Raw genomic sequence first — 24,794 nt, forward strand, 5'->3', positions numbered from 1 at the left:
AGAGGCTTTGACACGAGCAAAGCGGCAGTCCGAGATTGCTCAAAAGAAAGCAAAGGAAAAAGCAAAGAAGGAGCAGGCTGATTGGCGGAAACATCACCCGTTACAATCCTTCTTATCGGAAGTGAAAAAAGGGAGCTCTCGCTTTCTGGATGGCTCTACTAAAACTAGTGGGTCGTTGACAAACTGAAATGGTAGACTTATACTATTACTAGGCTTGCAATTATGGCACATACTGTTGTCAGCAGCTTAATTACTCTATGGCTGAGTTATATCAATTTTTAGTTATTAACTAAAGTATAAAAGATAAAGAGGAATCATATGGAAAAAGAACAAGATAAAAAAATAAATCAGGGGTCTATGAGGGGACAAAAACGCCGTATTCATTTGGCGTTTTGGATTTTGCTTGTACTAGGAATTATGCGGATTTTATATATTTTATTTAGCTAATAGATAGAAAAGAGAACTATGAGAATTGCAGATTATAGCGTGACACGGGCAGTACTTGAGCGTCATGGCTTTACTTTTAAAAAATCGTTTGGGCAGAACTTCCTGACGGATACCAATATTTTACAAAAAATTGTGGATACAGCTGAAATTGATGAGAATGTTAATGTTATCGAAATTGGACCGGGTATTGGGGCACTGACTGAGTTTTTAGCGGAGAATGCAGCAGAAGTCATGGCTTTTGAGATCGATGAGCGTCTAATTCCGATTTTAGCAGATACCCTGCGGGATTTTGAAAATGTTAAGATTATCAATGAAGATATTCTTAAGTCAGACTTACAAGCTCGGATCAAGGAATTTACTAATCCAGAACTGCCTATCAAAGTAGTAGCTAATCTTCCTTATTACATCACGACTCCTATTTTGATGCGTTTAATTGAAAGTGGCATTTCCTTTAGTGAGTTTGTTGTGATGATGCAGCGAGAAGTAGCTGATCGCATCTCGGCGCAGCCCAATAGTAAGTCTTATGGCAGTTTGTCAATAGCAGTGCAGTATTATATGACGGCTAAGGTTGCTTTTATCGTACCGCGGGCGGTCTTTGTCCCTGCACCAAATGTAGACTCGGCTATTCTAAAAATGACTCGCAGAGACAAGCCAGCAGTCGAGGTTGAAGATGAATCATTCTTCTTCAAGGTCTCAAAAGTAAGCTTTACCCACCGGCGGAAAACCCTTGGGAATAATTTGACTAGTTATTTTGGAAAAACTGATGAAGTCAAAACAAAGTTGGAAGCCGCTTTGAGTAATGCTGAATTATCTCCAAGTGTACGAGGAGAAGCGCTTGCTTTGCAAGAATTTGCACGTTTAGCAGACAGCTTATATGAAGAGGGATTCAGATAAACTGCATAATAAGTATCACATAACAAAGAACCTCGCTAAGTTCATCTTAGCGAGGTTCTTCATAAGGAAAGGACGGGATTTGAACCCGCGCATGAATAAAATCCATTTGCCGGATTTCGAGTCCGGTGCCGTACCAAGCTGGGCCACCTTTCCAACATTATAGAATAAACACTTTTTGAATGGGGTATATCCAACTATGTTATTTCGTTCCAAACGAGAAGACAAAACACATCCTAGTGTGAGTTAGAAGCGCTGCAATCAATGAAAGATCAAACGAAATAAAAATGCGGAAAAAGGGATTTGAACCCTCACGTCCGAATGGACACATGCGCCTGAAGCATGCGCGTCTGCCGTTCCGCCATTTCCGCTTGCTATCTATTATACCACATTCGAAACGTTTTTTAATCATTTTTTTGCACCAAAAAGCAAAATACTGCTTTTTTTGTTATAATGAACTTATTAAGCGTTAAAGGAGTCCATTTGAAAGGAATAATCGTGAAAGCCTTAGCAGGTTTCTATTATGTAGAGTCCGAAGGCAAGGTTTATCAGACCAGGGCTAGAGGAAATTTTCGTAAAAAGGGGCAGACACCCTATGTGGGGGATGAAGTTGAATTTTCTGCTGAGAAAGATTCTGAAGGGTACATTTTAAAAATAGCAGAGCGACAAAATAGTCTGGTGCGTCCACCTATTGTCAATATAGATCAAGCCGTCGTGATAATGAGCGCCAAAGAGCCAGATTTTAATCCTAATCTGTTGGATCGATTTTTAGTTCTCTTGGAACAAAAAGCTATCCGGCCGATTATCTATATCAGTAAATTAGATTTGTTAAGGGATGACGCGGAGCTAGATGTTTTCCTTAAAACTTATCAAGCTATTGGTTATGATATTGCCAAAACAGTAGAAGAACTACTGCAGTTTTTAATCAGAAAAAAGACGGTCTTTATGGGGCAGACAGGAGTTGGTAAGTCCACTTTGCTTAATAAAATTGCACCGGATCTGAAATTGGAAACAGGGGAGATTTCAGAAAGCCTTGGGCGTGGCCGTCATACCACACGAGCAGTTAGCTTTTATAATCTCAATGGAGGAAAGATTGCAGATACTCCGGGTTTCTCTTCCTTAGATTACGAAGTGGACAATGCAGAGGAATTAAATCGTGCTTTCCCGGAAATTGCTGCTGTCAGTCGGGACTGTAAATTTCGGTCGTGTACTCATACACATGAACCAAATTGTGCAGTAAAGCCTGCTGTTGTAAAGGGGCAAATTGCAAGCTTTCGTTTCGAGGATTACTTGCAATTTTTGAGTGAAATTGAACATCGTCGTGAAACGTATAAAAAAATAGCTAAGAAGCAACCTAAATGAGGAGGAATCTAAATGAATTCTTATAAAATTGCACCATCTATTCTGAGTGCAGATTATGCGAATTTTGAATTAGAATTGAAAAAATTAGAAGCAACAGGTGCTGAGTACGCCCATATTGATATTATGGATGGTCATTTTGTGCCCAATATCAGCTTTGGAGCTGGCGTTGTCGCTAGTATGCGCCCTCATAGCAAGCTAGTCTTTGATTGCCATCTGATGGTCTCCAATCCTGAGCATCATATTGAAGAATTTGCCCGTGCCGGTGCAGATATTATCAGCATCCATGCCGAAGCGACATCTCATATTCATGGGGCGTTGCAGAAGATTCGGGCAGCTGGTGTCAAGGCAAGTGTGGTTATCAATCCTGGAACACCAGTTGAAGCGGTGAAAAATGTTTTGAATTTGGTGGATCAAGTCTTGGTTATGACTGTCAATCCAGGCTTCGGCGGACAAGCCTTTCTGCCAGAAACGATGGATAAAGTACGTGAACTAGTCGTTTTGAGAGAAGTGAATCAATTAGGCTTTGATATTGAAGTAGATGGTGGTATTGATAATGAAACCATTCGAGTAGCTAAAGAAGCCGGTGCGAATGTATTTGTGGCAGGTAGTTACGTTTTCAAAGATGATGTGGCTCATCAGGTTCACACATTGAAAGAAGCATTGCATGATTAAGATTGCTATCTTTTCAGGCGGGATGATAGATAGTTTTCAAGTGGATTTTGATCTTTTTATCGGAGTCGATAGAGGGAGTCTTTTTCTCATTGAACAAGGTATTTATCCAGACTTAGCTATCGGTGACTTTGATTCTGTTTCAGAGGAAGAGCTGGCTTTGGTTTGTTCTCAATCTAAGGAGATACTTCAAGCACAACCTGAAAAAAATGATACAGATTTAGAACTAGCTGTCAAGACTGCTTTTGTACGTTATCCGCAGGCGCAAGTGACTATTTTTGGTGCTTTTGGAGGGCGCTTGGATCATACCTTGGCAAATGTTTTTTTGCCGAACGATCCAGAAATCATGCCTTATATGCAACAAATTCGGCTTTGTAGTGCGCAAAATGAGCTCAGCTATTGTCCTCAAGGACGTCATGAGATAAAGCCGGTAGTTGGTATGGATTATCTAGCCTTTATGTCTGTGAGCAATAGTCAGTTAACGATTGAAGGAGCCAAATATCCTTTAAACGAATCCAATTATTTTTTAAAAAAAGTGTATGCTTCTAACGAATTTATAGATGAGCCCGTTTTTTTAGAGTGTCAATCAGGTTATGCCATTGTCATTTATAGCAAAGACAGGAGTTAATATGGAGTTTGTAATCATTTTCTTATTGATAGGAAATTTTGTTGTAACTTTTCTTTTATGGCAAAAGAATCAGCAACAGGCAGATCAGGTACAGAAATTGCTGGAAGATCAAGCTGATCACTTATCTGATCAGTTGGATTACCGTTTTGAGCAAGAACGGCAACGAAGTCTTCTGACACAACAACAACTGGAATTGGCTCTGGGAGATCGTTTGGGTGAGGTGCGTACGGATTTACATCGGAATTTAACGGAAATGCGTTTAGAAATAAGTGAAAATCTAACCCAAAATCGTGATAAGACAGATGAACGAATGCGCCAAATTCAAGAGTCAAATGACCACCGTTTAGAACAAATGCGCCAAACGGTAGAAGAAAAATTAGAGAAGACCCTGCAAACAAGATTGCAAGCTTCCTTTGAAACGGTCTCAAAACAATTAGAGTCGGTCAATCGCGGTTTAGGAGAAATGCAAAATGTAGCGCGTGATGTTGGCACTCTAAATAAGGTGCTCTCCAATACTAAAACGCGTGGAATTTTAGGCGAATTGCAGCTTGGTCAAATCATTGAAGACATTTTGACACCGAGCCAGTATGAGCGTGAGTTTGCAACGGTTCCAGGCTCTAGTGAACGTGTAGAGTATGCAATTAAATTACCGGGACAAGTGGAAAAAGATTACATCTATTTACCAATTGATTCCAAGTTTCCTCTGGCAGACTATTATCGTTTGGAGGATGCTTATGAATCAGGAGATAAAGAAGAAATTGATTTTTGCCGTAAGTGTTTGTTAACTAGCGTCAAACGTTTTGCTAAAGACATTAAGAAAAAATATCTGGCACCTCCGGCAACCACGAATTTTGGAGTAATGTTTTTGCCAACAGAAGGACTTTATTCAGAGATTGTTCGCAATCCAGAATTCTTTGACAATTTGCGCCGGGATGAGCAGATTGTGGTGGCAGGGCCGTCTACACTATCTGCTTTGCTTAATTCGCTTTCGGTCGGTTTTAAAACGCTCAATATTCAAAGAAGTGCAGATGACATCAGCAAGATTCTGGGAAATGTCAAATCAGAGTTTAATAAATTTGGCGGTATTTTGCTCAAAGCACAAAAACATTTGCAACATGCATCTGGCAATATTGATGAATTGCTGACGCGAAGAACCAATGCTATTGAACGGACTTTGCGTCATGTTGAAATTTCGGATAAGTCGGCCTTAGATGGTCTATTAGATTTTCAAGATGAAGAGGAAGAATATGAAGATTAACCAAATGAAAAAAGATGAGCTATTTGAAGGGTTTTATCTCATCAAATCTGCTGAACTTCGTCAAACAAGGGCAGGGAAAAACTATTTGGCATTCACCTTTCAAGATGACACTGGAACGATTGAAGGGAAATTGTGGGATGCACAACCACACAATGTGGAAGAATTTACTGCTGGAAAAGTTGTTCATATGCAAGGGCGTAGGGAAGTATATAACAATACGCCTCAAGTAAATCAAATTACTTTACGGTTGCCTAAAGTTGACGAACCAAATAATCCAGCTGACTTCAAGGAAAAACCACCAGTTGATGTACAAGAACTACGTGAGTATCTTTCACAAATGATTTTCAAAATTGAAAATCCAGTTTGGCAGCGTGTGGTGCGAGCCTTGTATGCTAAATATGATAAAGAATTTTATTCGTATCCAGCAGCAAAAACGAATCACCACGCTTTTGAAGCAGGGCTGGCTTTTCATACAGCTACCATGGTACGGTTAGCAGATGCTATTGGTGAGATTTATCCTCAGTTAAATAAGAGCTTGTTGTATGCAGGAATTATGCTACATGATTTAGCAAAAGTATTAGAATTGACAGGCCCTGAACAGACAGAGTATACGATTCGAGGGAATCTCATCGGTCACATTGCCTTAATTGATGAAGAAATTACAAAAGTGTTGGCAGAATTAAAAATTGATGATACGAAAGAAGATGTCATTGTTCTCCGTCACGTTTTGCTCAGTCATCACGGTTTATTGGAATACGGTAGTCCGGTGCGTCCAAAAATCATGGAAGCTGAAATTATCCACATGATTGATAATTTTGATGCCGAAATGATGATGATGACCTCGGCTTTAGCCTTAGTTGGTGAAGGTGAAATGACCAATCGAATCTTTGCAATGGATAATCGTTCCTTCTATAAACCTAATTTTGATAAGTAAAAAACGAAAAACGAATGTTATTGCAAAAATAATGTTCGTTTTTTGAGCTTATTATGATATAATGAAGAAAATAAAATAAAATTGGTGAAAACATGAAATTAAGAAGAAGTGAACGTATGGTAGTCATTTCCAACTACCTAATCAATCATCCGTATGAGCTAACGAGTCTCAATACATTTGCCGAAAAGTATGAGTCCGCAAAATCATCTATTTCTGAAGATATTGTCATTATTAAACGTGCTTTTGAAGAAATGGAGATTGGGCATATTGAAACCATTACAGGAGCAGGGGGAGGTGTTATTTTTACACCTTCTATCTCAGATAAAGAAGCTAGAGCAATGGTGGAAGAACTTTGTACGAAATTATCCGAAAGCAATCGGATTCTACCTGGGGGCTACATTTATTTGTCAGATTTGTTGAGTACACCTTCTATTTTAAATAACATTGGACGCATTATCGCCAAAACATTTAGAAAACAAAAAATTGATGCTGTTATGACAGTTGCTACAAAGGGAGTGCCATTGGCGAATGCAGTGGCAAATGTGCTAAATGTTCCATTTGTGATTGTGCGGCGCGATTTGAAAATAACAGAGGGTTCAACGGTCAGTGTCAATTATGTGTCAGGCTCAAGTGGTGACCGTATTGAAAAGATGTTTTTGTCGAAGCGAAGCTTAAAAGCTGGCAGTCGTGTACTAATTGTAGATGATTTCTTGAAGGGCGGTGGGACAGTTAATGGGATGATTAGTCTTTTACGAGAGTTTGATTCGGAATTAGCTGGTGTAGCTGTTTTTGCCGAGAATGCACAGACAGAACGCGAACACCTAGAGTACAAATCATTATTGAAAGTGACAGATATCGATGTGAAGTCTAATAAAATCAGTGTAGAAGTGGGAAATATTTTTGACAAATAGATGAGGCGAGGATTTGAAAAAATGTTGGATTGGGATCAGAACTCCTTGAGGCCGATAATCTCATTGTTCTAGTTTTAGCATTCATTCTTGCTGTTGCATAAAAAAGATGGTGTGGCACGTACACCTGTTACAGGAAATCAAGATACTGTGACGTTTCAAACAAATGCAGGATATTCCTTCCCTTAAATATAATCAGCTATTATAGGACAAGTGAGAGCGACCTAGCTCAAGATCTAATGCCTTAAGAACAGATGTCCCGACTACAAAGACTACAGGGCAATAGTTGGGTTGCAGTTGAAAAAACATAAAAAATATATTGACAAATAAAGTTCCGTCGTGTTATACTAATAGACGGTACTTTTTACTTTTGGTCTCTCAAAAGTGTACAGAGACGTGCTGACAAATGTTGCAAAAGTGCACACAGATGATAGCTGTCACCAAGTGTATCATCACCAAAATTAAAAATACAGGAGAAAATGTAGATGCCTACAATTAATCAATTGGTTCGCAAACCGCGTAAATCAAAAGTAGAAAAATCGAAATCACCAGCTTTAAACGTTGGTTATAATAGTCTGAAGCGTGTACCTACTCGTGAAAACTCACCACAAAAACGTGGTGTAGCAACTCGTGTTGGTACTATGACACCTAAAAAACCGAATTCGGCTCTTCGCAAATTTGCTCGTGTACGTTTGAGCAATCTTATTGAAGTAACCGCTTATATCCCAGGTATCGGACATAACTTGCAAGAACACAGTGTTGTGCTTCTTCGTGGTGGACGTGTAAAAGACCTTCCAGGGGTACGTTATCACATTGTTCGTGGTGCACTTGATACAGCAGGTGTAACTGATCGTAAGCAAGGCCGTTCTAAATACGGTACCAAAAAACCAAAAGCATAAGGAAAGGGGATAAAGATAAATGAGTCGTAAAAACCGTGCGCCTAAGCGCGAAGTATTGCCAGATCCGCTCTACAATTCAAAATTAGTGACACGTCTTATCAACCGCGTTATGCTTGATGGGAAACGTGGTACAGCGGCTTCTATCGTTTACGGAGCCTTTGAGCAAATCAAAGAAGCTACTGGAAACGATGCACTTGAAGTATTTGAAACAGCTATGGAAAACATCATGCCTGTACTTGAAGTACGTGCTCGCCGTGTTGGTGGGTCTAACTATCAAGTCCCAGTTGAAGTTCGTCCAGAACGTCGTACAACCCTTGGTCTTCGTTGGTTGGTAACTATTTCACGTTCACGTGGAGAACACACTATGCAAGATCGTCTTGCGAAAGAAATTATGGATGCGGCAAACAATACTGGTGCAGCTGTTAAAAAACGTGAAGATACTCACCGTATGGCTGAAGCTAACCGTGCTTTTGCTCACTTCCGTTGGTAAGATTGCTACTCTTTTTAGAGACTTGCAAAAAGCTCAGTACTCTTACTAATTAGCATGAGTAATCAACAAGCGGGTAGGATTTGCCTACTCGCTTTTCTTAAAATATGTTATAATAAACTGTAAATAAAATAATAGGAGAAATAAGCAAATGGCTCGCGAATTTTCACTTGAAAAAACTCGTAACATCGGTATCATGGCTCACGTCGATGCTGGTAAAACAACAACGACTGAACGTATTCTTTACTATACCGGTAAAATCCATAAAATTGGTGAAACACACGAAGGTGCTTCACAAATGGACTGGATGGAACAAGAACAAGAACGTGGTATTACAATTACATCTGCTGCAACAACAGCACAATGGAAAGATTATCGTGTCAATATTATCGACACGCCAGGACACGTGGACTTCACTATTGAAGTACAACGTTCGCTTCGTGTATTGGACGGTGCTGTAACTGTTCTTGATTCACAATCAGGTGTTGAACCTCAAACGGAAACAGTTTGGCGTCAAGCAACTGAGTATGGTGTTCCACGTATCGTATTTGCTAACAAAATGGATAAAATTGGTGCAGACTTCCTTTACTCAGTAAGTACCCTTCATGATCGTCTTCAAGCAAATGCTCACCCAATTCAATTACCAATTGGTGCAGAGGACGACTTCCGTGGAATCATTGACTTGGTTCGTATGAAAGCTGAAATCTATACAAACGACCTTGGGACAGATATTCTTGAAGAAGAAATTCCTGCTGATTACCTTGAACAAGCTCAAGAATGGCGCGAAAAATTAGTCGAAGCAGTTGCTGAAACTGACGAAGACTTGATGATGAAATACCTTGAAGGTGAAGAAATTACTGAGGCAGAATTGAAAGCTGCAATCCGTAAGGCAACGATTAATGTTGAATTCTTCCCAGTTCTTGCTGGTTCTGCCTTCAAGAACAAGGGTGTTCAAATGATGCTTGATGCAGTTATTGACTACCTTCCAAGCCCACTTGATATTCCAGCTATTAAAGGTGTAAACCCAGATACAGACGAAGAAGAAACTCGTCCAGCTTCTGATGAAGAACCATTTGCAGCACTTGCTTTCAAGATTATGACGGATCCATTTGTAGGTCGTTTGACATTCTTCCGTGTTTACTCAGGTGTCTTGAACAGTGGTTCATACGTGTTGAATACTTCTAAAGGAAAACGTGAACGTATCGGACGTATCCTGCAAATGCACGCAAACCACCGTAACGAAATCGAAACTGTTTACGCAGGTGATATCGCTGCAGCTGTTGGTTTGAAAGATACCACGACTGGTGACTCATTGACGGATGAAAAAGCAAAAATTATCCTTGAATCGATCGAAGTCCCAGAGCCAGTTATCCAATTGATGGTGGAACCAAAATCTAAAGCTGACCAAGACAAGATGGGTATTGCTCTTCAAAAATTGGCTGAAGAAGATCCAACATTCCGCGTTGAAACAAACGTTGAAACTGGTGAAACAGTTATCTCTGGTATGGGTGAGCTTCACTTGGATGTCCTCGTAGACCGTATGCGTCGTGAATTCAAAGTGGAAGCAAATGTAGGTGCTCCTCAAGTATCTTACCGTGAAACCTTCCGTGCCCAAACATCAGCGCGTGGATTCTTCAAACGTCAATCTGGTGGTAAAGGTCAGTTCGGTGACGTTTGGATTGAATTTACTCCAAATGAAGAAGGAAAAGGCTTCGAATTTGAAAATGCTATTGTTGGTGGTGTCGTTCCACGTGAATTTATCCCAGCCGTAGAAAAAGGTTTGGTTGAGTCAATGGCTAACGGTGTCCTTGCAGGTTATCCAATCGTTGACGTGAAGGCGAAACTGTATGATGGTTCATACCATGATGTCGATTCATCAGAAACAGCCTTTAAAGTTGCTGCCTCTCTTGCTCTTAAAGAGGCTGCTAAGACTGCGCAACCAACTATTCTTGAACCAATGATGCTTGTTACCATTACTGTTCCAGAAGAAAACCTTGGTGATGTTATGGGACATGTAACAGCTCGTCGTGGACGTGTTGATGGTATGGAAGCTCATGGTAACAGCCAAATCGTGCGTGCTTATGTACCACTTGCTGAAATGTTCGGTTATGCAACAGTTCTTCGTTCAGCATCTCAAGGACGTGGTACTTTCATGATGGTCTTTGACCACTATGAAGATGTACCGAAGTCAGTACAAGAAGAAATCATTAAGAAAAATAAAGGTGAAGCTTAAGCTTTGAATTAAACCTAGGCACTCGCATTTGCGAGTGCTTTTTCTTTTTTTGGAAAATAATCTCTCTGTCAATCAAAAGAAAAAATAATTAATCTGATGAATCTGAATTTATAAATTTTTGTCTATTTTGTAAGTTGTGTTCCTCTGTTTTCAGAAGATATTACCTTGCTTTTTCAAATCACTGAAAGTCGAAATGAAAATTAGTGAAAGAATTCATAATACTTGTTAATAACAATGAAATCAGTTGCAATTTTAAGAGAGAAAGTATATAATAGATATGTTGAAAGGTGATTTGTAGCAACTCAAGTTACTCTTTTCACATAAAAATTTTTTTGATTTTCATAAGGAGGAAATCACGAATGGTAGTTAAAGTTGGTATTAACGGTTTCGGTCGTATTGGTCGTCTTGCATTCCGTCGTATCCAAAACGTAGAAGGTGTTGAAGTTACTCGTATCAACGACCTTACAGATCCAGTAATGCTTGCACACTTGTTGAAATATGACACAACTCAAGGTCGTTTCGACGGTACTGTGGAAGTTAAAGAAGGTGGATTCGAAGTTAACGGTAAATTCGTTAAGGTTTCTGCTGAACGTGACCCAGAACAAATCGATTGGGCTACTGATGGTGTAGAAATCGTTTTGGAAGCAACTGGTTTCTTTGCTAAGAAAGATGCAGCTGAAAAACACCTTAAAGGTGGAGCTAAGAAAGTTGTTATCACTGCCCCTGGTGGAAGCGATGTTAAAACAGTCGTATTTAACACTAACCACGATGTTCTTGATGGTACTGAAACAGTTATCTCTGGTGCTTCATGTACTACAAACTGTTTGGCTCCAATGGCTAAAGCACTTCAAGACAATTTCGGTGTCGTTGAAGGTTTGATGACTACTATCCACGCTTACACTGGTGACCAAATGATCCTTGACGGTCCACATCGTAAAGGTGATCTTCGCCGTGCTCGTGCTGGTGCTGCAAACATCGTTCCTAACTCAACTGGTGCTGCTAAAGCTATCGGTCTCGTTATTCCAGAATTGAACGGTAAACTTGATGGTTCAGCTCAACGTGTTCCAACTCCAACTGGATCAGTTACTGAATTGGTTGCTGTTCTTGAAAAGAATGTTACTGTTGATGAAGTAAATGCAGCTATGAAAGCAGCAGCTAACGAATCATACGGTTACACAGAAGATCCAATCGTATCTTCAGATATCGTAGGTATGGCTTACGGTTCATTGTTCGATGCAACTCAAACTAAAGTTCTTGACGTTGATGGAAAACAATTGGTGAAAGTTGTATCTTGGTATGATAACGAAATGTCATACACTGCACAACTTGTACGTACTCTTGAATACTTTGCAAAAATCGCTAAATAATTCATTAGTATAGAGAAGAGAGGCTTGCCTCTCTTTTTTGTTGTTATTTAAAAACCGTATATAATTATTCCGATTATGATTTGCTCCATGAAAAAAACAACTTGAAATTATTAGATCAAGTTGTTTTTTAGCTATTTATGCAAGATTATCTTGCTAGAGTTCTTCATCTGGTGTTAAAATCATTGGAATAATGATAGGCTCACGCTCTGTATTTTCATATAAAAACGGCCGAAGAGCATTTACAATAGCTCCATTGACAGACTGGATGCTGGCATCTTTATTTTTCAATGCAATACGTATCGCATTGAAAAGAATACGTTGGCTATGACGGATCAGTTCACCTGATTCCCGCATATAGATGAAACCACGGCTGAGAATATCAGGACCGGCTAAGATCATCTTGGATTTAAAGTCAACAGTGGCTACTGCAAGGACAACGCCATCTTCGGAAAGGTCACGTCTGTCACGAAGGACTGCAGCACCAATTTCTCCAATACGATTGCCATCGACATAAATATCTTGTGCATTGAAACTTCCAGCAATGCGAGCAGAATTAGCAGTTAACGCTAGAACATCTCCATTGCTCATGATAAAGATATTGTCTTTAGGCACTCCAGTATCCATTGCAAGTCCCGCATGCACTTTTTGCATACGGTATTCACCATGGACGGGCATGAAATACTTCGGTTTTATCAAACGAAGCATGAGTTTTTGCTCTTGTTGACCTCCGTGCCCAGATGTATGGATGTTATTGATTTTTCCATGGATAACATCAACGCCTGCTTCTGAAATGGTGTTGATAAGCTTATTGACACTAGTAGTATTTCCTGGGATAGGACTAGAAGAGAAAATCACTGTATCACCTGGTTGAAGCTGTACTTGACGATGTGTTCCGTTTGCAATGCGTGAAAGAGCCGCCATTGGCTCTCCCTGACTACCTGTACACATGATGAGAATCTCACCAGCAGGGTAATCTTTGATTTCGTTTGGTTCGATGAAGGTTCCTTTAGGTGTTTTGATGTAACCTAGCTCAATTCCATTGGTAATGGCTTTTTCCATTGAGCGTCCAAAAACGGCAATTTTTCGCCCAGTTTTAACAGCAGCCTCCGCAGCTTGTTGGAGGCGGAAGATATTTGAGGCAAAAGAGGCAAAGATAATCCGTCCATGAATGCCTTCGATGATCTTCATGATAGACTGTCCAACGACTTTTTCAGAGTTTGTGAAGGTCGGAATTTCCGCGTTGGTTGAGTCAGACAGCAATGCTAGAACACCATCTTCACCGAGAGCAGCCATTCGGTGCAAATCTGCGGGCTCTCCAACGGGGGTCAAGTCGAATTTAAAATCGCCTGTACATACTATTTTCCCTTGAGGTGTGTGAATGACAATTCCCAAAGGTTCTGGAATAGAGTGAGTGGTACGGAAGAAGGTTGCCTTTAAATTTTTAAATTGAAGCTCAGTATTTTGATTGATTTCGTAGAGCTTGGCATCGCGTAAGAGACCGTGTTCTTCTAATTTACCACGGATAAGTGCAAGTGCAAGCGGACCAGCATAAATAGGAACGTTTGCTTGTTTAAGAAGAAAGGGAATTCCACCAATATGGTCTTCGTGACCGTGAGTGATGAGCACTCCTTTGATACGGTCAATATTTTCTACGATATAGGAATAATCAGGAATGACGTAATCAATCCCTAAAAGGTCGTCTTCAGGAAATTTAATACCAGCATCGACAATGATAATCTCATCTTGGTATTCGATTCCGTAGGTATTCTTTCCGATTTCTCCTAGACCACCAATGGCAAATACACCGACTTCTTCGGATTTTAAGGTATAAGACATGGTTTAAAGCTCCGTAATTGTAAAGTTGCCTGATTCTTTTTCATATTCTAAATGTTTATCAGACAAGCATGTGATAAATTCAATATTGTAAGGTGTTTTTTCTTCAACAAGTTTCTGTGCTTTAATTCGTCCGTCTAATTCGTCTTTGGCATCAATATCCAAGTAAAGCGTATGTGTGTTTTCGCGTCGTGGATTGCGTTCTTTTGTTTCTTGATAAAAAATTTTGTAAATCATTTCAGTTCCTTTCTTATTCATACTCAATCTACCAGAAAACAGCCACCTTATTTTCAAGGGCGGTTTTCATCTATTTGGTTATCCGAGTAATAAATTGATTTTGATACGTTACAATTATAATTATTATATCATAAAAAGGTTATTTAGTAAAAGAAAGAAATAAGAAAATCTAGGAAAACGATTTTCACAAGGTTTTGTTTTTTGTAAATCATATTGAGGAAATCCGTATTTTTTGTAGTATAATAGAAAGTAGACTAGCACGAAGGAAATACAAAAATGAAAGTTTTAGCTTTTGATAGCTCTAGTAAGGCACTGGCAATTGCTATTTTAGAGGATGAACAGTTGCTTGCTGAGATGACAATCAATATTAAAAAAAATCATAGCATTACATTGATGCCAGCAATTGATTTTCTCATGGAAAGTTTGGATTTAAAACCAACTGACTTAGAACGCATTGTGGTTGCAGAAGGTCCGGGTAGTTATACAGGTTTGCGAATTGCTGTAGCAACAGCTAAAACTCTGGCTCATACCCTTAAGATTGGCTTAGTTGGAGTTTCTAGCTTACGGATTCTGGTACCAGAAAGTATTGATGGCTTGGTTATTCCGCTCATGGATGCTAGACGCAACAATGTTTATGCTGGTTTTTATAAAAATGGTAGGACCGTTCAGCCAGAAGCTCATTTATCTTTTGAAGAGGTATTGGAAAAAGCCAAGTCTGCTTCTCAAGTAACCTTTGTAGGAGAAGTTGAAAATTTCACAGAGCAGATTCAAGCCGTTCTGCCAAATGCTCTTATCAAAGGAACCCTGCCAGATACTATACTTCTTGCAAAAATCGGGTTGCACTTGCCAGTTTGCTCTATCCATGACTTCGTTCCTAAGTATCTCAAGAGAGTGGAAGCGGAGGAAAATTGGCTCAAAAATCATAAAGAAACGAACGAGTCTTACATCAAACGCTTATGATTGAGATTAAAAGAAATGAAAAAAAGCAGACTGTTGATTTGACAGAGCAGATTTATCAGGTATTGAAAGACGTGTATACAGTCAGTCCATGGAGTATGGAACAAATAGAGAAAGATTTACAACATCCTTTGTCGAGCTATATTTTAGCTCTAGAGGGTCAAAATTTAATTGGTTTCCTGGCTTTTCAGGAGTCAGATTTTGAAGCGGAAGTCTTGCAAATTGCGATTAAGAAGGCTTATCAAGGTAAGAAAATTGCGACTGCTTTGTTTGAACATCTGCCAATTAACAAAGAGATTTTCCTTGAAGTGAGGGAGTCCAACAAGCCAGCTCTGCTATTCTACAAAAAAGAAAGATTTGAAGAAATCACGCGGCGGAAGGCCTATTACCATGCGCCAGTGGAAGACGCGATCGTCATGAAAAGGGAGAACTATGGAAGATAGATATATTTTAGCTTTTGAAACGTCTTGTGATGAGACTAGCGTGGCGGTTCTGAAGAATGAGACTGAGCTTTTGAGCAATGTCATTGCCAGCCAGATTGAGAGCCACAAGCGTTTTGGCGGAGTAGTACCGGAAGTGGCCAGCCGTCACCATGTGGAGGTAATTACGGTTTGTATTGAGGAGGCCCTGGCAGAGGCAGGGATTAGCGAGGAGCACGTCACAGCAGTAGCGGTCACCTACGGACCTGGTTTGGTGGGGGCTCTTTTGGTTGGATTGGCGGCTGCCAAGTCCTTTGCTTGGGCTCATGGGATTCCGCTGATTCCAGTCAATCATATGGCGGGACATTTGATGGCAGCCCAACATGAGGAAACCTTAGAATATCCACTTTTAGCATTATTGGTTAGCGGTGGCCATACGGAGCTGGTCTACGTCAGTCAGGCTGGTGATTATAAGATTGTTGGGGAAACCCGCGATGATGCGGTCGGTGAAGCCTATGACAAGGTCGGTCGAGTCATGGGCTTGACCTATCCAGCAGGGCGTGAGATAGATGAATTGGCTCATAAAGGACAGGATATTTATGATTTTCCGCGGGCTATGATCAAGGAAGATAATCTGGAATTTTCCTTTTCCGGTCTCAAGTCTGCTTTTATCAACTTGCATCACAATGCCCAGCAAAAAGGAGAAGTATTATCTAAAGAAGATTTGGCAGCTAGTTTTCAAGCAGCGGTTCTGGATATTTTAATGGTAAAAACAAAAAATGCTTTGGAAAAATATCCGGTTAAGACTTTGGTAGTTGCGGGTGGTGTTGCAGCTAATCAAGGCTTAAGTGAACGTTTAGCAGCTGAAATAACAGACGTCAAGGTTATCATACCGCCTCTGCGTCTCTGCGGTGACAATGCAGGAATGATTGCTTATGCCAGTGTCAGCGAGTGGAACAACGCCAATCTTGCAACATTAAATCTGAATGCCAAGCCAAGTCTGGCATTTGAGACGATGGAGTAAAGGAGAACAATGCGCGGACAGACATTTAAACAGGGTGCACAAGCTGCAGCGCCAACGGCTATGGGGTATATTAGTATTGGCTTAGCCTGTGGCATTATTGGTGCTTCCTATGTCACTCCTCTTGAAATGGCACTAATGAGTATTCTTGTCTATGCAGGAAGCGCTCAGTTTGCTATACTAGCACTCCTTGCCATCCATGCACCAGTGACAGCTATTCTTCTGACAGTCTTTTTGATCAATTTGCGTCTATTTTTGCTGGGACTTCATACATCTACTTTTTTTCGACATGCAAGTCTATGGCAAAATATCGGTATCGGAATACTTTTAACAGATGAAACATACGGCGTTTTACTAAGTGGGCATGTTCATACAAAGGATGTTTCGCTTCAATGGATGTATGGAAATAATATAACAAGCTACCTTGCTTGGATGATAGGAACGGTGGTCGGAACGACATTAGGAAGTCTTTTGCCAAATCCAGAAGTGTTTGGATTAGACTTTGCCCTAGTTGCCATGTTTATTGGCATTTTTTCTTCCCAATTTTTAGTGATGTTACATAAAACAAAACTTCAAAAACTAATCGTAATTTTGGCTGTAGTAGCTTTATCATTTTATGCGTTAAGTATGCTTGTTTCTTCGTCTTTAGCTGTTCTAATGTCGACCTTATTAGGCTGTGCTGTGGGGGTAATGCTAGATGATAAATAATTATATTTTTGTCGCCATTCTTTTTTCAGCCTTGGTGACATGGTTATCACGGATTAGTCCATTTGTATTGGTGAAATATCGTGGCTTGCCTAAGATTGTAGAGCGGTTTTTACAGTATTTACCAGTCTCTATTATTTTTGCCTTGATTTTATCCAGCATTGTAAATGGGAAGATAGGGCAGCTGCCAACCTTCAAATGGCTAGATTTAATAGCTGTTTTTCCAACTAGCTATTTTGCCTTTAAGTATAAAAACTTGATTGCAACTGTTGTATTTGGCGTAGTCTTGATGGCCTTGCTGCGCTATCTGGCTGGATTTCTTGGCTTGTAAAGAAGAGACAAGACAGATTGAATCGATTGATTCGGTCTGTTTTTACTAAACTCTAAGAATTGTCTGAAAATATAATATTTTATGCTATAATGGAACCAATCAAAATCATAGAGGTTCGGAAATGGCAGAAGCAGGCCATAAATTTTTAGCAAAAATAGGAAAGAAACGCCTTCGCCCTAGTGGTAAGCTGGCAACAGACTGGCTGATTGAGCAGGGGCAGTTTTCCAGCGAAAAGAAGGTTCTAGAAGTTGCCTGCAATATGGGAACCACAACGATCGAACTAGCTAAAAAATATGGCTGCCAGATTACTGCAGTTGATTTGGATAAGATTTCGCTGAATCAAGCTCAGCTTAATGGAGACAAGGCTGGTGTTGGTGAGCTCGTCACATTTGAGCAGGCTAATGCCATGAAGCCGTCTTATGATGACAATTCTTTTGATATCGTTATTAATGAAGTCATGCTGACCATGCAGACAGAGAAGGGAAAGGCCAAATATATGGATGAGTACTACCGGATGCTGAAGCCAGGCGGAGTGCTTCTGACCCACGACGTCATGCTCAAGCAAAAAGATGAGAATGTCCGGGAAGATCTGTCACGTGCGATTAATGTTAATGTTGGTCCTCTGACAGAAGGGTCTTGGATTCAGCTCGCTCTCACTCGTTTGATTGTGTAGATACCTTTGTCGGCGAAATGACCTTGATGAGCCTTCGAGGGATGATATATGACGAAGGGCTGGGTGGCACTCTGAAAATCTGCTTCAATGCCCTTAAAAAAGAGAACTACAGTCAATTTATGAAGATGTTTAAGATGTTTCAAAAAAATCAGGAAAAACTGGGCTTTATTGCTATGGTTTCCTGGAAATAGAGAATTAACCTTCTGGACTTGAACTAGGAGGTTGTTTTTTGTTTGTTGGAGTACTTGACATCTTTTATGAAACTTGTTATACTTTTTTAAGAATATTCAATGTTGACTATAGGTGTGAGATGATGACAAAATTATTAGTATTAGCTATCTTGGATATGAAAGCAATGTCGGGTTACGATATTCAGCAAATGATGCAGACAACAGATGCTCAAAGATGGGGAGCTGTTCAAGTAGGCTCTATCTATCATGCTCTAAAGAATTTAGAGCATAAAGGATATATTACTATTTCTAGTGTTGAGCAGACAGGTCATCGCCAAAAAGTGGTTTATCAGATAACAGATCAGGGAAGAGTCTATTTAAAAGAACTTATTCGTGAAGCTTTGGAAAGTCCAGTCCTTACTTATCCTTCGGCTTTATATGCTGGTTTGTCTTTTTATGAGCAATTATCAGATGATGAGGTGGGCTTAGCCCTGCAGGAGCAGGAAAATAAGTTAGATCGGGAAGAAATGATTATTTTACAGGGTTGGGAACAAAAACGAGAAGCTTTGAACAATCAAATATCGCCTATGGTACAACTAATTTTTGATCATATGTTGGCGATGGTTCGTGCCCAACGAGATTTTATCAAGCAGGCTCAAGACTATTTGCAAACTGAAGAGAAGTAGAGGGTTAGAAAACATTCTAACTCTTAAAAACTACTCTTATACTCAATATAGAATATACAACAAGGAGTAAAAATGAATGATTATCAAAAAAGGATACTGTTGTTTCAGAGTTTTAGACAGTTAACTGAAATGATTGTTATCGGTGGTGGAGGAAGCTGGCAATGGTGGTTTGACAATGCAATCTAAAGATTTATATATTGAAAGGAATCACTATGAAAAAACAAGAAAATTTAAATACCAATCGAAAAAAAGCTTTATTTGTTGTCGCTTTAGCCGTTTTTACAGACATGTTCATTCATGGTATGATTGTGCCAATCCTACCAATTTACGCAGGTTCTTTAGGGATTTCCCAGACAGCTTTGGGTTTTTTATTTGGAAGCTATGCTTTAGCCCTATTAATCACAACTCCTATTTTTGGAATGATTTCTGACAAGCTTGGCCGTAGAGGGCCGATGCTTTGGGGAATTCTTGGTTTGGCAGCTGCAACTCTACTCTTTGCTTTTGCAAATACTTTTTGGTTTTTGCTTTTAGCTCGTATTTTACAAGGCTGTGCAGCTGCAATCACATGGACAGCTGGTTTGGCTCTCTTGGCAGATTTTTATCCATCTGAAGAGAGAGGGCAAGCTATGGGAATTGCCTTATCAGGCCAAGCTATAGGGATTCTTGTTGGCCCAAGTCTGGGCGGCTGGCTCTATCAAATCGGTGGTTATATGTTTCCATTTTTTGTAGCAGCAGGTATGGCTGTTTTAGATGGTTTGCTGCGTCTTCTTTTATTGAAAGAAGAGCCGCATAGAGAGAAACAAACAGAACAGCAGCCATTTGAACTGTTAAGAAATCAGCAGTTTCTATTGATAGTCGGTGCTGTCATGATTGGTGCTGCGGTTCCAAGTGCCCTGCAGCCGACTTTACCCGCTAGATTTGAAGCAGTATTTCATGCCACACCACTTGTTATAGGATTACTTTTTGCTGTGCCTACGATTGCTTATGCAGTCATTGCTCCTCTGATTGGGAGACTCTCTACAAAATTAGGTCATGCAAGGATGACTGTTCTAGGTTTCATTATCACTGCGCTAGCTATGGCATTTGTCACTCTTCCTAGCAATATCTATTTAGAAATAGCAGCTTTGAGTCTGATTGGCATCGGTATGGGAATGATTCTTGCACCTAGTCTGCCTCGTATGGCTGATTTAGCTCAGGAAAAAGAAAATGCTAGCTATGGTTTCACATTTGCGATTTATAATACAGCTTATTCTGTCGGTATGATGATGGGCCCTGTATTGAGTGGTCTTTTATCTGAAAACTTTGGTCTGCAATGGGCTTATGTTATTTTGGCAGGTGCCATCGTTCTTTATATGATGGTTTTTGTAAGTCGCTTAAATCATTAAAAAGGAGGTTTCGTTTTGAAAGAATATAAAAAACTTCAGCAGCTATTGCTGTCTATAGATGGGCAAAGCTACTCAGGCTATAAAAGAATAAAAGGTTTTTATCGGTTTCCTGATTATATTTTAGCGATTGATCATGTTCAGGTAGATCCCTACGCTCCACCATCAAAGATGAGAATTCTTATACAGCGTGAAACAGTGGACATTCCCAAAGAGTACATCAATCAAAAGAATAAGAGAATTGCTGTTTCGGATTTTTTAACACGAAACTTTTGTAAACAAAGTCAAAAATTTAATCATTCAGTAAAAGGGACAGGTACCAGCGGTCTCCTTATGATTGACCGCTGTGGCCAAGAAATGTTGGAGCGAACAGCTGTTTTAATAAAAGATAATCAGATTGAAGTTCGTTTTGAAGTTGGTCTACCAGCTGCTGGGAGACGCATTTTAGGAAAAGCGGCAAATCGAATTTTTCAAGATATTCTTCCAGAAATCATTAAGCAAGCTCTTTTCTATCGTCATCTAAATCAGACAGCTTTGCGAACTCAGATTGATCTTATTTTGGATCAAAAATATCTCAGAGAAGAATTACCTAAACAAAATTTAGTCGCGTTTATAGCAAATGGATCAATTTTACCAAGAGAAAGCGGAATTTCAGATAAGCCTTTGATAGGAGCCAAACCTTTTCAAAGTCCGGCTAATCTGGAAATAGAATTTCATTTACCAAGCGGAAAAACTGTGACTGGCATGGGCATAAAAAAAGGGATTACCTTGCTCGTGGGTGGCGGTTTTCACGGAAAGTCGACAGTTTTGCAGGCACTTGAACGTGGTGTTTATAACCATATTCCCAATGATGGTCGTGAATTTGTACTAACGGTTTCTGATGCAGTAAAAATTCGTGCGGAAGATGGCCGCTCTATTCAAAAGGTAGATATCAGTCCCTTTATTAATCATTTGCCTGGTAATAAAGTTACAAAACAATTTTCAACCATGAATGCCAGTGGCAGTACTTCGCAGGCTGCGAATGTTGTGGAAGCATTGGAAGCTAGGGCATCTTTGCTTCTCATTGATGAAGATACATCGGCTACGAATTTTATGATTCGTGATAGAAGGATGCAGCAGTTGATTGTCAAAGAAAAAGAACCAATCACACCTTTTGTTGATAGAGTACAATCCCTTTATAAAGAATTGGGGGTATCAACTATTTTAATTATTGGAGGCTCAGGCGATTATTTTGAGGTTGCTGACAGAGTTATCATGATGGATGAATACCTACCTAAAGATGTCACGGCTAAGGCAAAAAATATTGCAACAGCTGATTCTTACAATCGAGAAGATTCTGTGGAACCCTTTGAAATCCTTAGTAGGCGTGTTCCTCTTAGTTCTAGTTTCCCCTTATCTGGTAAGGAAGATCGTCTAAGAGCCAAGGGAAGATTGCATCTTCTTTATAGTTGGGAAACGATTGATTTATCTGGGTTAGAGCAGTTAGTCGATGACAGTCAAACTAATGCTCTTGCTGTTATGTTAGCCTATTTTAAAAATCATTTTTTAAATGACCATTCTTCTTTATCAGAAGCGGTTGAACAACTTTATCAACACATTGAAACTTTTGGATTAGATGCTGTCTCACCTTATACTGGACATCCCGGCAACTTAGCTTTACCAAGAAAACAGGAATTTTATGCCACGCTTAATCGTTATCGAGGTTTGAAAATAAAGTAACATTGTAGAAAATTTTTTTAAAAATTTGCCCTTCCCTAAGGTCATAGTATATACTAGTTAGGCGAGGAGGCAATTACATGTACCATATCAAAAAAGCTGCCCAGCTTTCAGGTGTTTCTGTCAAAACCCTACATCACTACGATAAAATTGGGCTTTTAGTGCCTGCTAAATCAGAAAATGGCTACCGAACCTACAGTCAAGCTGATTTAGAGCGCCTACAAGTCATCCTTTACTATAAGTACTTGGGCTTTTCCTTGGAGAAAATAGCAGAGCTGTTGAGTCAGGACGATCAGGCCTTATTGCCACATCTAGTACGACAGTTGGAGTATTTGGAACAGGAAAGAGATCACCTAGATACTTTAATCTCTACTTTGCAGAATACCATTCAAGCGCAAAAGGGAGAAAAGAAGATGACATTAGAAGAAAAATTTGTAGGTTTTACCTACGAAGATAATCATAAATACTACCAGGAAGCTGTAGAGGAATACGGTCAAGAAGTCATGTCGGAAGCATTGGTTCGTCAAAATGGACGGGAAGAAGAATCTGCCGCAGCCTTCAATCAAGTTTTTCAAAGTCTGGCAGAGAATATGCAACAAGGCTTGCCAGTTGAGGCAGCAGAAAATCAAGAGCAGGCAGAGCAGCTCTTGCAAGCCATTCGCACTTATGGCTTTGATTGCTCACTGCAAGTCTTTGCTCACATCGGTCAGGGCTATGTCCACAATCCAGAATTCAAGAAAAATATCGATAAATTTGGACCAGGCACTGCTCAGTATACAGCAGATGTGATTGCAGTTTACGTTCGAACCAATGCGAAATAAATAGGCTAGGAATTTCCTAGCCTATTTTGTTCTACTTTAAGTCATAAATCCAGTCGTCGCCGTCTTTATAGTAAAAGAATTCACTTAAATCGTCTTCTAAAAAAACACGCAGCATATCTGACATATCCTCAGTTGCAAGTTTCAGATGAGAGAGATTTTCCAAATCTCCCCACCAGACCTTTCCTTCATCTGAGGATTGCAGCACGCCGGAATAGTGCTTCGTCTTGTAGAGCAGTACGCCATAACGAAAATCCTTGTCATCATACCAATCCTTTATACCGCAAAGTTGAGGCTTGGAGATGGTTAGTCCAGTTTCTTCCTTGACTTCTCTGATAACTGCATCGGTAAAAGATTCTCTGCGCTCTACATGCCCGCCAGGAAAAGTAATGCCGGGCCAGTCAGACTTCACTCGTTCTTGGACGAGAACTTTTTCTCCGTCATAAATCATGCACATGTTGACGAATTCTACATTTTCTAGTCGATTCATTTGCTTATTCCTTTTGTTTGACCTGAATGGTGAAATCTATACAATCACTCATAATGCAAGCCCCCTGCAACCCAGCCGGTGCAAAGGGCAGATGTGATGTTGAAGCCGCCCGTGTGGGCATTGATGTCTAGGACCTCTCCAGCAAAGTGGAGGCCGGGAACGAGTTTGCTTTCCAGAGTTTTAGGATTGATTTCTTTGAGGCTGACGCCGCCTTTTGTGACAAAGGACTTAGCAAGGGACATTTTACCAGTCACGGGGATTTTGAGATCCTTGATGGACCGGACGAGTTGATTACGTTCTTTATCCGTTAGCTGTTTGACTTTTTCGGGAAAGCCTTGAACAAAAAATTCAGCTAAGCGTTCAGGAAGTAAGGTTTTCAAGGCATTCTTCAAGGATTTTTCCCGATTCTCTTCTAGAAATTCTGTCAATTCGCTTTCAGAAAGCTGAGGCAAGGCATCCAGTGAGAGAACCTCTCCTCCCTTGACAAAGCTAGACATACGTAGGGCAGCAGGACCGGATAGCCCGAAGTGGGTAAAGAGCAGGTCGTGGATGACGACATGCTTGCCATAGCTCAGAGTCACATCGTTCAGCGAAATCCCTTGAAGTGCTTTGTGAGGAAAGTCGGTCAGAAGAGGACTTTCGGCAGCTTCCAAGTTGGTCACAGTGTGCTTAAAGTGCCGAGCAATTTCGTAGCCAAAACCTGTCGAGCCAGTGGAAGGGTAAGACTTACCGCCTGTTGTCACAATCAATTTCTGACAGGTCCAAGCATGCTCGCCGGATTTGACAGTGAAACACTCATCGGACTTTTTGACAGAGACAATTTCGGTATTGGTGATGACAGAGCCACCTAGCTCTGCAATCTTCTTTTCCAATACGTCGATAATGGTGCGAGACTTATCTGTAGCTGGAAAAACACGACCATGATCTTCGACCTTGAGTTTGACACCATTCTCTGTAAAAAAGTTGATGATATCATGATTGTCAAACTGAGAAAAGACGCTGTACAGGAAGCGACCATTGCCAGGAATGCCAGTCATGAGGTCATCCAAGTTTCCGTTATTAGTCACATTGCAGCGACCGCCACCTGTTCCTGCTAGTTTCTTACCCAGACGTTTATTTTTCTCGAGAAGCAGGGTTTTCTGTCCGTAAAAAGAACTGGAAATGGCAGCCATCATGCCGGCCGGACCTCCGCCTATAACGATTGTATCAAAATGTTTCATTGTACCTCTTTCTTGGAATGAGTATATAAGGGATTTCTTAAATGTTATTGTAT

At 40.2% G+C, this 24,794-nt stretch carries 26 protein-coding genes, 2 tRNA genes and 1 pseudogene; 23 read left to right on the plus strand and 6 right to left on the minus strand.

All coding sequences use genetic code 11. The features are described 5' to 3' along the window. The 3 genes from PCY10_RS08420 to rsmA form a co-directional block, all read left to right on the plus strand. The coding region (locus PCY10_RS08420) for a hypothetical protein (protein ID WP_301558985.1) at window positions 1-187 on the plus strand (187 nt) is incomplete at its 5' end. Between the two features lie 131 nt (window positions 188-318). Beyond that, entirely contained in the window at window positions 319-447 is a 129-nt protein-coding gene (locus PCY10_RS08425; protein ID WP_260468197.1) for a hypothetical protein, read from the plus strand. Between the two features lie 18 nt (window positions 448-465). Continuing rightward, window positions 466-1,341 carry a 16S rRNA (adenine(1518)-N(6)/adenine(1519)-N(6))-dimethyltransferase RsmA gene (gene rsmA / locus PCY10_RS08430; protein WP_021002366.1) on the plus strand — a complete coding sequence of 292 codons (876 nt, stop codon included), beginning with the start codon at window positions 466-468 and terminating at the stop codon, window positions 1,339-1,341. A 64-nt stretch (window positions 1,342-1,405) separates the two neighbouring features. Here the strand turns inward: rsmA and PCY10_RS08435 are convergent. Both PCY10_RS08435 and PCY10_RS08440 read right to left on the minus strand, forming a co-directional pair. Continuing rightward, a tRNA-Ser gene (locus PCY10_RS08435) sits at window positions 1,406-1,494 on the minus strand. Between the two features lie 132 nt (window positions 1,495-1,626). Then, window positions 1,627-1,709 (minus strand) — tRNA-Leu (locus PCY10_RS08440). 112 nt (window positions 1,710-1,821) lie between these two features. On the opposite strand from PCY10_RS08440, the gene rsgA reads away from it, so the two are divergent. From rsgA to gap, 10 genes are all read left to right on the plus strand, one after another. Beyond that, on the plus strand, window positions 1,822-2,700 hold the full coding sequence (gene rsgA / locus PCY10_RS08445; protein WP_041787349.1) for a ribosome small subunit-dependent GTPase A: 879 nt from the start codon (window positions 1,822-1,824) through the stop codon (window positions 2,698-2,700). 12 nt (window positions 2,701-2,712) lie between these two features. Then, complete coding sequence (gene rpe, locus PCY10_RS08450; protein ID WP_021002368.1) at window positions 2,713-3,372, plus strand: ribulose-phosphate 3-epimerase; 660 nt, start codon at window positions 2,713-2,715, stop codon at window positions 3,370-3,372. Beyond that, a complete protein-coding gene (locus PCY10_RS08455) occupies window positions 3,365-3,997 on the plus strand; it encodes a thiamine diphosphokinase (RefSeq protein ID WP_021002369.1) in 633 nt (210 codons plus the stop codon). The genes rpe and PCY10_RS08455 overlap by 8 nt, the downstream gene beginning before the upstream one ends. Window position 3,998: 1 nt before the next feature. Beyond that, on the plus strand, window positions 3,999-5,255 hold the full coding sequence (rmuC, locus tag PCY10_RS08460) for a DNA recombination protein RmuC (RefSeq protein WP_021002370.1): 1,257 nt from the start codon (window positions 3,999-4,001) through the stop codon (window positions 5,253-5,255). Next, window positions 5,245-6,189 (plus strand): 3'-5' exoribonuclease YhaM family protein, encoded by a 945-nt coding sequence (locus PCY10_RS08465; protein WP_003074705.1) that lies wholly within the window; start codon window positions 5,245-5,247, stop codon window positions 6,187-6,189. Before rmuC ends, PCY10_RS08465 begins: the two co-directional genes overlap by 11 nt. 92 nt (window positions 6,190-6,281) lie before the next feature. Beyond that, window positions 6,282-7,100, plus strand: coding sequence for a pur operon repressor (gene purR, locus PCY10_RS08470; RefSeq protein WP_003077581.1), 819 nt, complete (start codon window positions 6,282-6,284; stop codon window positions 7,098-7,100). A 482-nt stretch (window positions 7,101-7,582) separates the two neighbouring features. Beyond that, window positions 7,583-7,996 carry a 30S ribosomal protein S12 gene (gene rpsL / locus PCY10_RS08475; RefSeq protein ID WP_003026451.1) on the plus strand — a complete coding sequence of 138 codons (414 nt, stop codon included), beginning with the start codon at window positions 7,583-7,585 and terminating at the stop codon, window positions 7,994-7,996. 19 nt (window positions 7,997-8,015) lie between these two features. Then, window positions 8,016-8,486, plus strand: a complete 471-nt coding sequence (gene rpsG, locus PCY10_RS08480; protein WP_003026449.1) for a 30S ribosomal protein S7 — start codon at window positions 8,016-8,018, stop codon at window positions 8,484-8,486. Window positions 8,487-8,634: 148 nt separating this feature from the next. Beyond that, window positions 8,635-10,716 carry an elongation factor G gene (fusA, locus tag PCY10_RS08485; protein ID WP_003074701.1) on the plus strand — a complete coding sequence of 694 codons (2,082 nt, stop codon included), beginning with the start codon at window positions 8,635-8,637 and terminating at the stop codon, window positions 10,714-10,716. Between the two features lie 359 nt (window positions 10,717-11,075). After that, a complete protein-coding gene (gap, locus tag PCY10_RS08490) occupies window positions 11,076-12,083 on the plus strand; it encodes a type I glyceraldehyde-3-phosphate dehydrogenase (protein ID WP_003074699.1) in 1,008 nt (335 codons plus the stop codon). A 153-nt stretch (window positions 12,084-12,236) separates the two neighbouring features. Here the strand turns inward: gap and PCY10_RS08495 are convergent, their stop codons facing one another. Next, a complete protein-coding gene (locus PCY10_RS08495) occupies window positions 12,237-13,919 on the minus strand; it encodes a ribonuclease J (RefSeq protein ID WP_003074697.1) in 1,683 nt (560 codons plus the stop codon). A gap of 3 nt (window positions 13,920-13,922) precedes the next feature. Further along, window positions 13,923-14,153, minus strand: a complete 231-nt coding sequence (locus PCY10_RS08500; RefSeq protein WP_003077554.1) for a DNA-dependent RNA polymerase subunit epsilon — start codon at window positions 14,151-14,153, stop codon at window positions 13,923-13,925. Between the two features lie 276 nt (window positions 14,154-14,429). Between PCY10_RS08500 and tsaB the strand changes: the two genes are divergently transcribed. From tsaB to PCY10_RS08550, 10 genes and pseudogenes are all read left to right on the plus strand, one after another. Then, window positions 14,430-15,113 (plus strand): tRNA (adenosine(37)-N6)-threonylcarbamoyltransferase complex dimerization subunit type 1 TsaB, encoded by a 684-nt coding sequence (gene tsaB / locus PCY10_RS08505; protein ID WP_021002371.1) that lies wholly within the window; start codon window positions 14,430-14,432, stop codon window positions 15,111-15,113. Continuing rightward, window positions 15,110-15,553: a ribosomal protein S18-alanine N-acetyltransferase gene (rimI, locus tag PCY10_RS08510; protein ID WP_021002372.1), complete on the plus strand. Its 444-nt coding sequence runs from the start codon at window positions 15,110-15,112 to the stop codon at window positions 15,551-15,553. Before tsaB ends, rimI begins: the two co-directional genes overlap by 4 nt. Continuing rightward, window positions 15,543-16,553, plus strand: a complete 1,011-nt coding sequence (gene tsaD / locus PCY10_RS08515) for a tRNA (adenosine(37)-N6)-threonylcarbamoyltransferase complex transferase subunit TsaD (protein WP_301558986.1) — start codon at window positions 15,543-15,545, stop codon at window positions 16,551-16,553. The genes rimI and tsaD overlap by 11 nt, the downstream gene beginning before the upstream one ends. Before the next feature lie 9 nt (window positions 16,554-16,562). After that, entirely contained in the window at window positions 16,563-17,258 is a 696-nt protein-coding gene (locus PCY10_RS08520) for an AzlC family ABC transporter permease (protein ID WP_301558987.1), read from the plus strand. After that, window positions 17,248-17,586 carry an AzlD domain-containing protein gene (locus PCY10_RS08525; RefSeq protein WP_301558988.1) on the plus strand — a complete coding sequence of 113 codons (339 nt, stop codon included), beginning with the start codon at window positions 17,248-17,250 and terminating at the stop codon, window positions 17,584-17,586. The genes PCY10_RS08520 and PCY10_RS08525 overlap by 11 nt, the downstream gene beginning before the upstream one ends. 121 nt (window positions 17,587-17,707) lie before the next feature. Then, a pseudogene (locus PCY10_RS08530) lies at window positions 17,708-18,450 on the plus strand (class I SAM-dependent methyltransferase). A 122-nt stretch (window positions 18,451-18,572) separates the two neighbouring features. Continuing rightward, window positions 18,573-19,115, plus strand: a complete 543-nt coding sequence (locus PCY10_RS08535; protein WP_301558989.1) for a PadR family transcriptional regulator — start codon at window positions 18,573-18,575, stop codon at window positions 19,113-19,115. A 212-nt stretch (window positions 19,116-19,327) separates the two neighbouring features. Then, window positions 19,328-20,500, plus strand: a complete 1,173-nt coding sequence (locus PCY10_RS08540; protein WP_301558990.1) for an MFS transporter — start codon at window positions 19,328-19,330, stop codon at window positions 20,498-20,500. Between the two features lie 15 nt (window positions 20,501-20,515). Further along, window positions 20,516-22,216, plus strand: coding sequence for an ABC-ATPase domain-containing protein (locus PCY10_RS08545; RefSeq protein ID WP_301558991.1), 1,701 nt, complete (start codon window positions 20,516-20,518; stop codon window positions 22,214-22,216). Window positions 22,217-22,293: 77 nt separating this feature from the next. Beyond that, window positions 22,294-23,034 carry a MerR family transcriptional regulator gene (locus tag PCY10_RS08550; RefSeq protein WP_003077522.1) on the plus strand — a complete coding sequence of 247 codons (741 nt, stop codon included), beginning with the start codon at window positions 22,294-22,296 and terminating at the stop codon, window positions 23,032-23,034. Between the two features lie 31 nt (window positions 23,035-23,065). On the opposite strand, the gene PCY10_RS08555 is transcribed toward PCY10_RS08550, so the two are convergent. Together PCY10_RS08555 and PCY10_RS08560 are read right to left on the minus strand one after the other, a co-directional pair. After that, window positions 23,066-23,521 (minus strand): 8-oxo-dGTP diphosphatase, encoded by a 456-nt coding sequence (locus tag PCY10_RS08555; RefSeq protein WP_301558992.1) that lies wholly within the window; start codon window positions 23,519-23,521, stop codon window positions 23,066-23,068. A 44-nt stretch (window positions 23,522-23,565) separates the two neighbouring features. Then, the gene (locus PCY10_RS08560) at window positions 23,566-24,741 is read right to left on the minus strand and encodes an NAD(P)/FAD-dependent oxidoreductase (RefSeq protein ID WP_301558993.1); all 1,176 of its coding nucleotides are present in this window, start codon (window positions 24,739-24,741) and stop codon (window positions 23,566-23,568) included. Window positions 24,742-24,794: the final 53 nt, after the last annotated feature.

Origin of the sequence: Streptococcus sp. SI1 (genome assembly GCF_030439945.1) — a bacterium.
In the GTDB taxonomy this organism is placed as follows: domain Bacteria; phylum Bacillota; class Bacilli; order Lactobacillales; family Streptococcaceae; genus Streptococcus; species Streptococcus intermedius.

Coding starts and splice junctions, on each gene's coding strand:
- PCY10_RS08425 (WP_260468197.1), top strand. CDS start 319: ATGGAAAAAGAACAAGATAAAAAAATAAATCAGGGGTCTATGAGGGGA.
- rsmA (WP_021002366.1), top strand. CDS start 466: ATGAGAATTGCAGATTATAGCGTGACACGGGCAGTACTTGAGCGTCAT.
- rpe (WP_021002368.1), top strand. CDS start 2,713: ATGAATTCTTATAAAATTGCACCATCTATTCTGAGTGCAGATTATGCG.
- PCY10_RS08455 (WP_021002369.1), top strand. CDS start 3,365: ATGATTAAGATTGCTATCTTTTCAGGCGGGATGATAGATAGTTTTCAA.
- rmuC (WP_021002370.1), top strand. CDS start 3,999: ATGGAGTTTGTAATCATTTTCTTATTGATAGGAAATTTTGTTGTAACT.
- PCY10_RS08465 (WP_003074705.1), top strand. CDS start 5,245: ATGAAGATTAACCAAATGAAAAAAGATGAGCTATTTGAAGGGTTTTAT.
- purR (WP_003077581.1), top strand. CDS start 6,282: ATGAAATTAAGAAGAAGTGAACGTATGGTAGTCATTTCCAACTACCTA.
- rpsL (WP_003026451.1), top strand. CDS start 7,583: ATGCCTACAATTAATCAATTGGTTCGCAAACCGCGTAAATCAAAAGTA.
- rpsG (WP_003026449.1), top strand. CDS start 8,016: ATGAGTCGTAAAAACCGTGCGCCTAAGCGCGAAGTATTGCCAGATCCG.
- fusA (WP_003074701.1), top strand. CDS start 8,635: ATGGCTCGCGAATTTTCACTTGAAAAAACTCGTAACATCGGTATCATG.
- gap (WP_003074699.1), top strand. CDS start 11,076: ATGGTAGTTAAAGTTGGTATTAACGGTTTCGGTCGTATTGGTCGTCTT.
- PCY10_RS08495 (WP_003074697.1), bottom strand. CDS start 13,919: ATGTCTTATACCTTAAAATCCGAAGAAGTCGGTGTATTTGCCATTGGT.
- PCY10_RS08500 (WP_003077554.1), bottom strand. CDS start 14,153: ATGATTTACAAAATTTTTTATCAAGAAACAAAAGAACGCAATCCACGA.
- tsaB (WP_021002371.1), top strand. CDS start 14,430: ATGAAAGTTTTAGCTTTTGATAGCTCTAGTAAGGCACTGGCAATTGCT.
- rimI (WP_021002372.1), top strand. CDS start 15,110: ATGATTGAGATTAAAAGAAATGAAAAAAAGCAGACTGTTGATTTGACA.
- tsaD (WP_301558986.1), top strand. CDS start 15,543: ATGGAAGATAGATATATTTTAGCTTTTGAAACGTCTTGTGATGAGACT.
- PCY10_RS08520 (WP_301558987.1), top strand. CDS start 16,563: ATGCGCGGACAGACATTTAAACAGGGTGCACAAGCTGCAGCGCCAACG.
- PCY10_RS08525 (WP_301558988.1), top strand. CDS start 17,248: ATGATAAATAATTATATTTTTGTCGCCATTCTTTTTTCAGCCTTGGTG.
- PCY10_RS08535 (WP_301558989.1), top strand. CDS start 18,573: ATGACAAAATTATTAGTATTAGCTATCTTGGATATGAAAGCAATGTCG.
- PCY10_RS08540 (WP_301558990.1), top strand. CDS start 19,328: ATGAAAAAACAAGAAAATTTAAATACCAATCGAAAAAAAGCTTTATTT.
- PCY10_RS08550 (WP_003077522.1), top strand. CDS start 22,294: ATGTACCATATCAAAAAAGCTGCCCAGCTTTCAGGTGTTTCTGTCAAA.
- PCY10_RS08555 (WP_301558992.1), bottom strand. CDS start 23,521: ATGAATCGACTAGAAAATGTAGAATTCGTCAACATGTGCATGATTTAT.
- PCY10_RS08560 (WP_301558993.1), bottom strand. CDS start 24,741: ATGAAACATTTTGATACAATCGTTATAGGCGGAGGTCCGGCCGGCATG.